The sequence below is a fragment of the Brevibacterium sp. R8603A2 genome, assembly GCF_023072605.1.
Classification (GTDB): domain Bacteria; phylum Actinomycetota; class Actinomycetes; order Actinomycetales; family Brevibacteriaceae; genus Brevibacterium; species Brevibacterium pityocampae.
On record NZ_JALLGN010000002.1, the window covers coordinates 38,398 to 50,807 of the forward strand.

The 12,410-nt window shown below is 71.7% G+C and carries 13 protein-coding genes; 5 read left to right on the forward strand and 8 right to left on the reverse strand.

Annotation, left to right across the window (positions count from 1 at the left end; translation table 11 throughout):
* Positions 1-54 precede the first annotated feature (54 nt).
* Both MTQ12_RS02500 and MTQ12_RS02505 read left to right on the forward strand, forming a co-directional pair.
* Positions 55-1,533, forward strand: a complete 1,479-nt coding sequence (locus tag MTQ12_RS02500; protein ID WP_247423710.1) for an MFS transporter — start codon at positions 55-57, stop codon at positions 1,531-1,533.
* A gap of 115 nt (positions 1,534-1,648) precedes the next feature.
* The gene (locus tag MTQ12_RS02505) at positions 1,649-2,917 is read left to right on the forward strand and encodes a serine hydrolase domain-containing protein (protein WP_247423712.1); all 1,269 of its coding nucleotides are present in this window, start codon (positions 1,649-1,651) and stop codon (positions 2,915-2,917) included.
* 39 nt (positions 2,918-2,956) lie between these two features.
* Here MTQ12_RS02505 and MTQ12_RS02510 read toward each other — a convergent pair whose 3' ends face one another.
* From MTQ12_RS02510 to infC, 5 genes are all read right to left on the reverse strand, one after another.
* A complete protein-coding gene (locus MTQ12_RS02510) occupies positions 2,957-3,751 on the reverse strand; it encodes a nuclear transport factor 2 family protein (RefSeq protein ID WP_137320059.1) in 795 nt (264 codons plus the stop codon).
* Between the two features lie 169 nt (positions 3,752-3,920).
* Entirely contained in the window at positions 3,921-4,781 is an 861-nt protein-coding gene (locus MTQ12_RS02515) for an RNA methyltransferase (protein ID WP_247423714.1), read from the reverse strand.
* 108 nt (positions 4,782-4,889) lie between these two features.
* Positions 4,890-5,279 (reverse strand): 50S ribosomal protein L20, encoded by a 390-nt coding sequence (gene rplT / locus MTQ12_RS02520; RefSeq protein ID WP_137320061.1) that lies wholly within the window; start codon positions 5,277-5,279, stop codon positions 4,890-4,892.
* 71 nt (positions 5,280-5,350) lie between these two features.
* Positions 5,351-5,548: a 50S ribosomal protein L35 gene (rpmI, locus tag MTQ12_RS02525; protein WP_137320062.1), complete on the reverse strand. Its 198-nt coding sequence runs from the start codon at positions 5,546-5,548 to the stop codon at positions 5,351-5,353.
* 118 nt (positions 5,549-5,666) lie between these two features.
* Positions 5,667-6,308, reverse strand: a complete 642-nt coding sequence (gene infC, locus MTQ12_RS02530; protein WP_137320512.1) for a translation initiation factor IF-3 — start codon at positions 6,306-6,308, stop codon at positions 5,667-5,669.
* A 380-nt stretch (positions 6,309-6,688) separates the two neighbouring features.
* Here infC and MTQ12_RS02535 point away from each other — a divergent pair, with 380 nt between their 5' ends.
* Positions 6,689-7,075 carry a DUF1844 domain-containing protein gene (locus MTQ12_RS02535; protein ID WP_247423716.1) on the forward strand — a complete coding sequence of 129 codons (387 nt, stop codon included), beginning with the start codon at positions 6,689-6,691 and terminating at the stop codon, positions 7,073-7,075.
* Between the two features lie 114 nt (positions 7,076-7,189).
* Here the strand turns inward: MTQ12_RS02535 and MTQ12_RS02540 are convergent, their stop codons facing one another.
* Positions 7,190-8,536, reverse strand: coding sequence for a M20 family metallopeptidase (locus MTQ12_RS02540; RefSeq protein WP_247423718.1), 1,347 nt, complete (start codon positions 8,534-8,536; stop codon positions 7,190-7,192).
* Between the two features lie 81 nt (positions 8,537-8,617).
* Between MTQ12_RS02540 and MTQ12_RS02545 the strand changes: the two genes are divergently transcribed.
* Entirely contained in the window at positions 8,618-9,079 is a 462-nt protein-coding gene (locus tag MTQ12_RS02545) for a Fur family transcriptional regulator (RefSeq protein WP_137320065.1), read from the forward strand.
* A 9-nt stretch (positions 9,080-9,088) separates the two neighbouring features.
* Complete coding sequence (locus MTQ12_RS02550) at positions 9,089-10,612, forward strand: catalase (RefSeq protein WP_247423720.1); 1,524 nt, start codon at positions 9,089-9,091, stop codon at positions 10,610-10,612.
* 208 nt (positions 10,613-10,820) lie between these two features.
* On the opposite strand, the gene MTQ12_RS02555 is transcribed toward MTQ12_RS02550, so the two are convergent.
* Together MTQ12_RS02555 and priA are read right to left on the reverse strand one after the other, a co-directional pair.
* Entirely contained in the window at positions 10,821-11,645 is an 825-nt protein-coding gene (locus tag MTQ12_RS02555) for an SseB family protein (protein WP_247423722.1), read from the reverse strand.
* 13 nt (positions 11,646-11,658) lie between these two features.
* On the reverse strand, positions 11,659-12,402 hold the full coding sequence (gene priA, locus MTQ12_RS02560) for a bifunctional 1-(5-phosphoribosyl)-5-((5-phosphoribosylamino)methylideneamino)imidazole-4-carboxamide isomerase/phosphoribosylanthranilate isomerase PriA (RefSeq protein ID WP_247423724.1): 744 nt from the start codon (positions 12,400-12,402) through the stop codon (positions 11,659-11,661).
* Between the last annotated feature and the right edge of the window lie 8 nt (positions 12,403-12,410).

A 12,410-nucleotide genomic window follows, 5' to 3' on the forward strand; every position in this document is an offset into this window, starting at 1 on the left:
CGTCCATCAGTCTAACGAAGGATGACCCGCCCCGGCGTCGCTATGCTGGGGATCATGCCCACCCTGCCGCACGCCCGCCTGGTTCTCGCCGGGTTGTCGCTGGGCACCATGCTCAATCCGCTGAACTCGACGATGATCACCGTCGCCGTGATCGCGATCGCCGGAGACCTCGGGGCGACGTTCGTCGAGGTGAGTTGGGTCGTCACCGTGTTCTACCTCGTGTCGTGCACCGCGCAGCCGGTGCTCGGCCGGTTCGCCGACCGCTACGGCCCGCAGCGGATCTTCGTGTCCGGGATGCTCGTCGTCCTCATCGCCGCGGTATGGGGCTCGCTCTCGCGCGACATCGTGGGGCTCAGCGCGGCTCGCGGCCTGCTGGCCCTCGGCACCGCGTGCGCGTACCCGTCCGCAGTCAACCTGCTGGGGCGGTGGGTGCGGCCGGGGCCCGATTCGGTGCGGGCGCTCGGCGGGATCCAGGTGGTGAACTTCCTCGGGATGGCGCTCGGGCCGGCGCTCGGCGGTCTCGCGCTCGCGCTGTTCGACTGGTCGGCGCAGTTCTGGCTCAACATCCCGCTCGCGCTCGGCGCCGGCATCATCGTCGCCCTCGCCGCGCCCCGGGATTCCGCCCGTGGATACTCCGCGGCGAGCACGGGACCCGCCGCCGAGGCGCCCGCGGACGCGCCCGGTGCGGACACCTCGGCCCCCGGCGGCACCAGGGACGGCACGGACCGGGGAGGTGGTGGACCGCGGCGCGGGCTGCTCGCGGTCTTCTTCACCGCCGATGTCCCCGGGGTCCTCGGGTTCTCGCTGGCGATGTCGGCGCTCATCCTCGCGCTGCTCGACTCGGTCCCCGGGATGCGCGCACCGCTGGCCGTGCTCGCGGTGGGCGCCGGGGTGCTGTTCGTGCTGTGGGAGCTCCGCGCGCCGGTGCCGGTGCTCGATCTGCGCGCGCTCCGGGCGAACCCCGCGCTGCTCATGGTGCTGCTCCAATTCGCCCTGTTCAACGTCGTGTTCTACCTGGTGCTGTTCGGGTTCCCGCCGTTCCTCGAGGCGGTCGTCGGGATGCCGGTGGCGCAGGTGGGGCTGTGCATGGCCGCGCTCGCGGTGGTGTCGGCGTCGATGGTCGCCCCGGCCACCCGGCTCCTCGGCCGGTGGGGGCTGCAACGGTTCCTCGTCCTCGGGTCGGCGATCCTGCTCCTCGGGGTCGTCGTACTCCTGCCGATCGGCACCGGGTCCGCGTGGTGGCTCAGCGCACTCGCCCTCGTGCTCCTCGGCGTCCCCTACGGCCTCATCCCGCTCGGGCTCAATCAGGCGATGTTCACCGCCGCCCGGGTCGGCGCGGCCGGGGTGGCGGCCGGGCTGTTCCAGCTCGCACGCTATCTGGGGGCGGTCGTCGCGATGGTGATCATGGCGGTCATCGTCGGGGATGCGATCTCCCCGGCGGGCTGGATGTCCCTCGTCGTCGCGATGATCGTCGTCACCGGGCTCGGCATCCTGCTCGTGCTCGCATCCCGCCCACCGCGCGCGGGCCGGTGACCGGGCCGTTCACGTGGCGGGCCCGGGCCCGAGGCGAGTTCGGGCACGAGGCGCATCCGCTCCCCAGGCGCACCCGGGTGTTGCCCGGGCACCCGGCCGCGGCGAGACTGGGGACATGAGTGGAGCCCCGAGTGAGAGACGTGAGTCGTACGCTGCGTCCCGCGCCCAGGCACTCGCGCGGTTCGAATCCGCCGCCCGGTCCGCCGTGGAATCCCGACGCCTGCCCGCGCTCCTCGCCCTCACCGCAGGCCGAGAGACCTACTCCTTCTCCGCGACCCCGCCCGGCGGGGAGTCCCTGAGCGAGGACACGGTGGTGTGGTACGCCTCGCTGTCGAAGACGTTCACCGCGCTCGCCGCCCTCCGCCTCGTCGACGCAGGCCTGCTCGACCTCGACGCCCCGATCACCGATGTCACCCACCTCCGAGAGGTCCGGATCCTCACCGGGTACGACGCGTCCGGCGCCCGGTATGCCGTGCCGCGGACACCGATCACCGCGCGGATGCTGCTGACCCACACCGCCGGGTTCGGCTACGACTTCCTCGAGTCGCGCCTCGGCCGCTACGCCCGCGAGCACGCGGTGCCCTCCCGGGTGAGCAGCCGCGCCGCCAGCCTCGAGCTGCCGCTCATCGCGGAACCGGGTACGCAGTGGAACTACGGGATCGGCATCGACCTGCTCGGGGTCGTGCTCGAGGCCCGGTGCGGGGAGACCTTGGAGCGCATTCTGCGCACCTGGGTGCTCGATCCGCTGGGCCTCGATTCGGTGCGCTTCGGCCCTCACGGCCCGGCGGCGCCGATGCACTCGCGCACGCGGTACGAGGACGGGAGCGCGCGGCTCGCCCCGCTCGACCTGCGCTACCCCGACGATCCGGAGCAGGCCGCCGGCGGGGGCGGGCTCTACGGCACACCGCGGGACTTCCTCCGGCTGCTCCGCGCGCTGCTCGCCGATTCCGCCCCGCAGCGCTCCAATGCACCGGGCTCCCCCGCACCTCACTCGGCCGACTCGGGCTCCCCTGCACTCGGCTCCCCCGGCATCACCGGTGCGCCGCTGCTGAGCCCGGTGCTCTCCGCCGAGGCGCGCCGGGCCCAGTTGCCCGCCAGCTGGGTCTCCCCACGCCGCTCGGCGCTGCCGGCGAGCACGGAGGACTGGGACTTCATCCCGGAGCAGGGCGACAACTGGTCGCTGCTCGGAATGACGAATACACGGACCGGCCCCCATGGCCGCGCTCCGGGCGGGCTCATGTGGGCCGGTCTGTGCAACTCCTACTTCTGGGTCGACTGGGAGAACCGGGACTGCGGGGCGCTGTTCACACAGATGCTGCCGTTCGCCGACCCGTGCGCCCTCGAGCTGTTCTCGCTCCTCGAGGCGACGATCCCCCGCACCTGACCCCGTCGCACCGGCCCCGGCGGGTGGTCCTCGGCGCTCTCAGTCCGCGGTCGAGGCGAAGGCGCCGTGCGGGTGGGCGAGCTGGTCGTCGGGGGCGACCGGGCCGATCGCGTCCCACAGCTCTACCCAGGCGCCGTCCTCGATCCGCCACAGTTCGCAGAAGAAGTGCCGCTCCCCCGCGATCGACCCCTCGGAGTAGGTGAGGACGAAGTCCCCGTCCGCGACGGACCGGTGCATCGTGTCGTAGGTCAGCGCCGAGCCGTCGGCCTTGAGCTGCTCGAGGAAGTCGACCATGTTCTGCACACCGTCGGCGATGTCCCCGGAGTGCTGCGCGAACCGGTCGTCGGCGCGGATGAACTCGCCGGCCGAGGCGTAGTCCTGTCCCTGGAGGAATCGCGTCCACGCCGTCTCGACGAAGGCGCGGCTCGCCTCGGAGTCGGCGGTCGGGTCGACCTCGGTGGGCCCGTCGAGCTGGGTCCGTCCGGAGGCGTTGGGCGGCGTCTGCTCGACGAGGCCGTCCCAGTGCTCGACGATCTTCCCGTCGGCCACCCGGTAGATGTCGAAGCCCACGTAGACGGTGTCCGGGTCGAGCCCGGGGTAGGCGCCGTGGAGGGCGACGAGGCCCTTCTCCTCGTCGACGAGGACGCGGGCGACGTCGTGCCGCAGGCCGTCGCCGGCCCCGCTGACGAGGGCGCGCAGGCCGTCCTTGCCGTCGGCGACGAGCGGGGAGTGCTCGACGTAGTCGGCGGAGAAGTTCCGGTCGAGCGTGGAGAGGTCGTGCTCGGTGAAGAGCTCCCGGTCCGCGGTGAGGACGAGTTCTCGGATGTCGGTCATCTTCTGCTCCTTGGTCGCTGGGCGGTGGGGCGCCTGCGGACCCGGTCGCACACCGGTGTGCGGCCGGAGAAGTGCGGGCCCGTCCGCTTCCCAGGCTACGCCCCGCGGCCGTGCGGGGACACCCCTGCGGCAGCCCGCGAGACCACGCCTCTCGCCGCGGTGCGGGTGGTTACGCCTGGGCGGCGCGGGCGCTCTCGTAGATGCAGATCGCGGCGGCGGTGCCGAGGTTGAGGCTCTCCGCGCGCCCGTAGATCGGGATCGCCACCGCACCGTCGCACTCGGCGCGGTCCTTCTCCGGCAGCCCCCATGCCTCGTTGCCGAACACCCACAGGGTGGGCCGGGCGAGATCGAGTCCGGTCTCCCACGGCTGGTGGAGGTCGTGGGCCGGCGGGTGGGCGTCGGCGGCGAGCACCTGGAGCCCGCGGGCCCGGGCGAGCTCGGCCACCTCGGGCAGGCCCACCCCGGTGACCACGGGGACGTGGAAGAGGGAGCCGGCGGTCGAGCGGACGGTCTTCGGGTTGTAGACGTCGACGCTCGAGGAGGTGATGATCACCGCGTCGGCGCCGGCGGCGTCGGCGACCCGCAGGACGGTCCCGGCATTGCCGGGGTCGCGCACCTGGGACAGCACGACGACGAGGCGCGCGCGCTCGGTCACGATCTCGGTGAGCGGCACGTCGAGGGTCGAGCAGACGGCGACGATCCCCTGCGAGGCGACGGTGTCGGAGATCTCGCCGATGAGCGCGTCGGCGATCGCGCGGACCGGGATCCGGGCCGCCGCGGCGGTTCCGAGGATGTCGGTGTGACGGGCGGCGGTCTCCTCGGTGACGAAGACCTCGATCACCCGGACCGGCACGAGGGCGCCCCGATCCCCGGCGGCGGCCACGGCCTCGCGGACCGCTTGGGGCCCCTCGGCGAGGAACCGGCCCTCCTTGGTCCGCCACGAGCGGTTCGCCAGCTTGGCGGCGGCGCGGATGCGGGCGGACTTCGGTGAGGTGATGCGGTCGTCGGCGGGCGTCGGGGTGCGGCTCATGCCCTCCAGCCTAGTGGTGCGCCGGGCCGGTGAATAGCGCGATCCCGGGGAATCGGTGTCGATTCCCCGGGATCGGCGACCGGCGGATCCGCCGTGGGCGGAGCGCGATCAGGCTGCGGAGGTCTTGGCGGCGTTGACGTCGGCCGGCAGGGCTTCCTTGGCGATCTTGACGAGCGCGGCGAAGGTCGCGGCGTCGTTGACGGCGAGCTCGGCGAGCATGCGGCGGTCGACCTCGACACCGGCGCCCTTGAGACCCTGGATGAAGCGGTTGTAGGTCATGCCGTTGGCGCGCGCCCCGGCGTTGATCCGCTGGATCCAGAGACGACGGAAGTCGCCCTTCCGGGCGCGACGGTCGCGGTAGCTGTAGACCAGCGAGTGGATGACCTGCTCTTTGGCCTTGCGGTAGAGACGGGACCGCTGTCCGCGGTAGCCGCTCGCGCGGTCGAGGATGACCCGGCGCTTCTTCTTGGCGTTGAGCGCCCTTTTCACACGTGCCACGTGTACTCCTTAGAACGAATCGGGTGCCGCACTGCGGCGGCGCAGGCCTGCACGGCCTCGGGAACCGGTGATCAGCGCTTGCCCAGCAGCTTGAGGGCCTTGGCGGCGTCACCCTTGGTCAGCGTCTGGTCCATCGACAGCCGACGCTTGCGGCGCGAGGACTTGTGCTCGGCGAGGTGGCGATTGTTCACGCGCTCGCGCATGACCTTGCCGCTGCCGGTGAGGCGCAGGCGCTTCTTGGCGCCGCTGTGGGTCTTCTGCTTCGGCATGGTGCCGTTCTCCTTCTCATGTCGACGCGCCGGTGGGAACCGGTGCGATCGACGATCGGTGTGCGTGTCGCGCGCTCGCGCCCACCCGCGGTGCGGGCCGGGTGCGAGCACGAAGAACTTATGACTCGTCGTCGTCGGCGGGAGCGGTGCCCGCCTTGGCCTGGGCCGCCCGTTCGCGCCGGGACTTGACCTCGGCGCTCGCGCCCTTGGCGTCGCGGCTCGCCTTGCGGGATTCCGCCTTGGCGTCCGCCTTGTTGCGGAAGGGTGCCACGACCATCACCATGTTCCGGCCGTCCACACGCGGCGAGGACTCGACGGAGCCGAGCTCGGACACGTCCTCGGCCAGCCGGTTGAGCAGCTTGATGCCCATCTCGGGGCGCGACTGCTCGCGACCGCGGAACATGATCATGACCTTGACCTTGTCGCCGCCGGCGAGGAACCGGGAGACGTGGCCCTTCTTGGTCTCGTAGTCGTGCTCGTCGATCTTCAGCCGGAACCGGATCTCTTTCAGCGCCATGTTGGCCTGATTCTTCCGGGACTCGCGTGCCTTCTGAGCGGATTCGTACTTGAACTTGCCGTAGTCCATGAGCTTGGCCACGGGGGGCTTGGCCTGCGGTGCCACCTCGACGAGGTCGAGGTCTGCCTCGCGGGCGAGGTCGAGTGCCTTGCGGATGGCGACGATCCCCACCTGCTCCCCGTTGGGGCCGACCAGGCGGACTTCCGGTACCCGAATCCGATCATTGATGCGCGGCTCGCTGATGTGCTCGCTCCTTCTTCGACGATGAGGTGAACCGAAAGAGAAAAGACCCCCTTCGGCACATGCGAAGGGAGCCCGGTTCGAAGCATACGCACGCGGAGACCACGTCCGATCGGTCCGTGTGGAGCAGGACCGTGTTCGAGAACCCGATCGCCTGAGGCGATCCAGGTGGGAGCCAGGCTCCTCTTTGCACCCGTTCATCGTACTACGCCCGGTGCCGGACTGCACAATCGAACCCGCATCGGGTGTCGGGGAACCCCCACCCGCCCCCGGGACCGCGCCGCCGAGTCGACCCCGCCTCGGGTGCGGGCGGACAGCGGACCGCGCCCGGGGCGGGGCGCCGCCGTGCCGGAGCAGGGCGCAGGATATGGGATGCTGGGGGGATGACCGAACCGCACACGAATCCCCCACTCGACCCCGCCTCGGACGCGGACGCCCAGGCCGTCCGGGACATCGCCGAGGTGCCGGCCGTCGAGATCATCTCCGCGGCCGCCGTCCACCTCATGAGCGCCGCCGCCGTCAAGTGCGGTCTCGCCGAGGACACCGACGCGCAGAGCGCCGCCGAGCTCACCGACCTCGACGAGGCGCGCAAGCTCATCACCGCCCTCGCCGGACTCGTCACCGCCGGCGCCACGGAGATCGGCGACCACCACGCCCGGCCGCTGCGCGACGGGCTGCGCAGCCTGCAGCTCGCGTTCCGCGAGGCCTCGTCGATCCCCGACGCCCCCGGCCAGGGGCCCGGAGAGAAGTTCACCGGCCCCGTCCGCTGACCCGCCCGGGCCCCGCTCACCGATCCCTCCCCGCAGAACTGCGCGGTATCCGGATCCGGTCGCGCAATTGCGCGCTCGGTTTCGGATACCGCGCAGTTCGCGGCTGTGCCCCGCTCAGTCGAAATAGCTCGGGACGTCGATCGCGCCGCCGCCGGCCGTGAAGTCCCGCTCGACGGCCGCGGCGAGCGCGTCGTCGCACAGGTAGTCGAGGGCGGTGGCGGCCAGCCCGTAGGCCCCGTCGACCACCGCGGCATCGGCCCGCGGGGACGCGGCGGCATCGGCGAAGGCGCGGGTGTGCCAGGCGACGTCGGCGTCCGCGATCGCGATCGTCGGGTGGATCCCCGGCATCCGCCAGCTCACGTTCCCGAAGTCCGTCGAGGCCGCGAGCGTGTCCGGCACGATCCCGGCCGGCACGGGCTGCCGTCCGCGCTCCTGCTCGTGGACGGCCCAGCGCGCGGCGAGCTCGCCGCTGGCCCGCACCGGCAGGCTCGGCGGATTGGCGTCCCAGCCGACCTCGACCCCGCAGCCCGTCATGAGCGCCGCGCCGCGGGCGATGTCCTCGACCCGGGCGGAGAGCTCGCGCAGGGTCTGCGGGTACGCGGAGCGGACGTACACGCTCACCCGTGCCGACTCGGTGATGATCGACGGCCGGTCCCCGCCGTCCGGGATCGAGGCGTGGACGCGGTCGACGGGGAGCATCTGCTGGCGCAGCAGTCCGATCCCCTGGTACATGAGCGCGGCCGCGTCGAGCGCGTTGCGCCCCATGAACGGCTGCGCCGAGGCATGCGCGGCGATCCCGCGGAACGTGACGTCGAGCGTGCGCCGTCCGAGCCAGGTCTGCTCCGCGGCATCGGTGCCCGAGGGATGGAGCATGAGCGCGGCGTCGATGCCGGCGAAGGCCCCGTGGCGGGCCATGATCTCCTTGCCGGTGCGCCCCTCCTCCGCCGGCGTGCCGAGGAGCACGACCCGTCCGGGCAGCGGCGTGGCGGGGTCGGTGCCGCGCATGACGTCGACGACGGCGAGGAAGGCGCCCACGGCCGAGGCGGCGATGACGTTGTGGCCGCAGGCATGGCCGATGCCGGGCAGCGCATCGTACTCGGCGAGCAAGGCGACGGTCCGACCGGTGTCCGCGCTCCCCCAGCCCGCCTCGAGCGCGGTGTCGAGGCCGTGCACCCCGATCTCCGCACTCACCCCGGCACCGGCGAGGACGCCCTCGAGGAGGCGCACCGAGCGATGCTCCTCGAAGGCCACCTCGGCGGTGCGGTGGACAGCATGGGAGAGCGCGACGAGGCGCTCCCGCCGACCCTCGAGCGCGGCGCGGAGGCGGTGGAGGACGGAGACCGGCGCCCCGGTGTGCACCGAGTGGGGCGGACCCGCCGCCCGGGCCCGCGCCTCGGTCTCGGCCCGCATCGCATCGAGGTAGAGCGTGCTCGGACGGGTGGGCTCGGCTCGATCACTCATGCTCGCCACCCTATCGGCCGGGTGAGCGACTCCACAGTCGTTTTCTTGAGCAGTTCCAGAAAAGGGCATAGAGTGGTGGACGTGACGACATCGAGTGCCTCCGAGCTGATCCGGGCTGCCGGGCTGCGGGTGACCGCGCCCCGCCAGGCCGTGCTCGAGGTGCTCCGCACCTCCTCCGGTCATCCCGACGTGGAGGAGATCACCGCCGCCGCCCGCACGCGGATCGGCAGGGTCTCGCATCAGACCGTCTACGACGTGCTCGCAGCCTTCGAGCGCGCCGACCTGGTCCGGTGCATCGACCCCACCGGCTCCGCCGCGGCCCGGTACGAGTTCCAGCGGCACGACAACCACCATCATCTGGTCTGCCGGTCCTGCCGGGAGATCGTCGATGTGCCGTGCAGCGGGGACGATGTGCCGTGCATGCACCCCCCGGAGTCCCACGGCTTCGCCGTGGAGCTCGCGGAGGTCGTGTACTGGGGGCAGTGCGCCCGGTGTCGCGACGCCCAGGAGGATCCATCACGATCCGCAACGGTCTCCCTTTAAGGAGGAACAATGGCCGAGAACTACACGACCAACGATTTCGGAATCCCCGTCGGCAGCGATGAGCACTCGCTCACCGTCGGCCCCAACGGCCCGATCCTGCTCCAGGACCACTACCTCATCGAGAAGATGGCCCACTTCAACCGCGAGCGCGTGCCCGAGCGCGTGGTGCACGCCAAGGGCGGCGGCGCGTTCGGCACCTTCACGGTGACCCAGGACGTCTCGAAGTACACCCGGGCCGCGGTGTTCCAGCCGAAGACGAAGACCGAGACCCTCACCCGGTTCTCCACCGTCGCCGGCGAGCAGGGCTCCCCCGACACCTGGCGCGATCCGCGCGGCTTCGCGGTGAAGATGTACACCACCGAGGGCAACCTCGACATCGTGGGCAACAACACCCCGGTGTTCTTCGTCCGCGACACCATCCAGTTCCAGGACTTCATCCACTCGCAGAAGCGCCGCAGCGACTCGGGTCTGCGCGACCACAACATGCAGTGGGACTTCTGGACGCAGGTGCCGGCCTCGGCCCACCAGGTCACCTACCTCATGGGCGACCGCGGCATCCCACGGTCGTGGCGCGAGCAGAACGGCTACGGCTCGCACACCTTCCAGTGGATCAACGCCGCCGGTGAGCGCTTCTGGGTCAAGTACCACTGGATCTCCAACCAAAAGCAGGAGTTCATCGAGAAGCACGGCCACGAGGGCTTCTCCGCCGAGGAGGCCGACGAGATGGCCGGCATCGACGCGGACTTCCACCGCCGTGACCTGTTCGACGCGATCGAGGCGGGCAACGTCCCGTCCTGGACCCTCAAGGTGCAGATCATGCCCTACGAGGACGCCAAGGACTACCGGATCAACCCCTTCGACGTGACGAAGATCTGGCCGCACGCGGACTACCCGCTGCACGAGGTCGGCGTGATGGAGCTCAACCGGAACCCGGAGGACTTCCACTCCGAGATCGAGCAGGCGGCCTTCGCCCCGTCGAACCTCGTCCCCGGCACCGGCCTGTCCCCAGACAAGATGCTCATGGGCCGGATCTTCTCCTACGCCGACACCCACCGCTACCGGATCGGCCCGAACTACGCGCAGCTGCCGGTCAACCGCCCGAAGAACGCGGTGAAGAACAGCTACTCTCAGGCCGGCCCGATGTCCTACGAGAACTACCCGAAGGACCAGCCGACCTACGCGCCGAACAGCTACGGCGGCCCGCACGCCGATGCCTCGCGGACCACCGAGGGCAACCTCGTGTCCGTCGAGGGCGATGTCCTGCGCTCGGCCCCGACCCTGCGCAAGGACGACGGCGACTTCAACCAGGCCGGCGATCTCGTGCGCAATGTCCTCGACGACGCGGCCCGCGACCGCATGGTCGGCAACATCGCCGGGCACCTGCTCAACGGGGTGTCCGAGCCGATCCTCGTCAAGGCGTTCGACTACTGGAAGAACGTCGATGCGGACCTCGGCGCGCGCGTGGAGAACGTCGTGCGCGGCGCCCAGAAGGAGGGCGCCGGCACCGCCGCGACGGAGAACAAGCCGAGCTGATCTCACGGATCAGTTGAGCGCACTGCGCAGCTGAGCTCCCGGCCCTGTGCCTGCGAGCCGAACTGCACGCGACGGGCCCCGGACCTCTGGTCCGGGGCCCGTTGACGTGTCCGGGTCTCGCGCCTCCCCCATCGCAGGCAGCCGCGGGCGTGGCACGACTGCGTGCGGGCGACAGCCACTGCGGCCGGGCCGCAGCCCCGGGTGGGTCTCAGCTGCGGGCGGGGTCGATGGAGATCACCATCGAGTCGACGCGCTCGACGAACTCCGCGTCCGTGCTCAGCGCCTGACGCAGCGCGGCGGTCTCACCCGGCTCCGGGAGCCGGTCGACGCTGAGGACGAGAGCGAGCTCGGGACCTGCGCGGTGCACGGACCGGCCGGCCGGGGCGAGTCCCACCCGGGCGATCCAGTCGAACTGCGCGGCGATCCGGCCTGCGGCCCGGGCGACCTCGCCGTCGGCCCACGCCGGCGTCCACGGCTGGTCCTGGACGAAGGCCCACAGCGCGGTGCGACGGAGCAGGAACGGGTGGGCCGACCCGGCGTCGATGACGACGAGCTGCGCGCCCTCCTCGATCGCGGCGACGCACAGGCGCTCGGCCTCGATGGGCACCGGCCTGGCCGCGGTGCCCCAGGCGGTGAGCGCGGGGATGTCGGAGAAGCACGGGGTGCACTCCCGGCCGTCGTCGGCAGCGAGGCGCACCATCGCCATCTCCGAGGAGTTGTCGTGGACGAGGCCGCGCTCATCGGTGGTGTGCTCGACGGCGGTGGGCAGGACCGGGGCGTACACCCGGACACCGCGCAGGGCCATGAGCACACCGCGGTGGGCGGCCGGGTCGAAGGGGGCGGCGGTCACCGCATCGAGCGCGGCGGTGAGCCGCGGCTCGGCCAGCCCGGTGTCCCCGGAGAACGGATTGGGCTTGAGGTCCCTGCCCGCCCACGGCACCCCGGCCGAGTCAGCAGTGTTCCCGGCGGTCATGCCGGTGAGGTGGGCGGGCAGGTCCCGGCTCCCCGGGGCTCCGGGGGTGTCCTCGGTCATCGGTGCGATGGCCTCAGCGGCCGGCGACGTCGAGCGCCTCGGCGAGCGTGAACCGGCCGGCGTAGAGCGCCTTGCCGACGATCGCGGCCTCGACGCCCTCGGGCACGAGCGTGCGCAGCGCGGCGATGTCGTCGAGGCTCGACACTCCCCCGGAGGCGACGATCGGGCGGTCGGTCCGCGCGCACAGGGTGCGCAGCAGGTCGAGGTTGGGGCCCTGCAGGGTGCCGTCCTTGCGCACATCGGTGACGACGTAGCGGGCGCAGCCGGCGGCCTCGAGCTCGGTGAGGACGTCGTAGAGGTCCCCGCCGTCCTCGGTCCAGCCGCGGGCGGCGAGGGTGGTGCCACGGACGTCGAGGCCGATCGCGATCCGGTCGCCGTAGTCGCGGATGACCTCGGCGGTCCAGGCCGGGTTCTCCAGCGCTGCGGTGCCGATGTTCACCCGCTCCGCACCGGTGTCGAGGGCGCGCTCGAGGCTCTCCGTGTCGCGGATGCCGCCGGAGATCTCGACCTTGATCGACAGCGCCTTGGTGACCTGGGTGAGCAGTGCGTAGTTCGAGCCGCGGCCGAACGCGGCATCGAGGTCGACGAGGTGGATCCATTCCGCCCCGGCGTCCTCGAACTGCTGCGCGGCCTCGACGGGCGAGCCGTAGTCGGTCTCGGAGCCCGCCTCGCCCTGGACCAGCCGCACGGCCTTGCCGTCGGCCACGTCGACGGCCGGCAGCAGGGTGAGCGCGGGTTCTGTCACGAGTTCAGTCATCGTCTCTT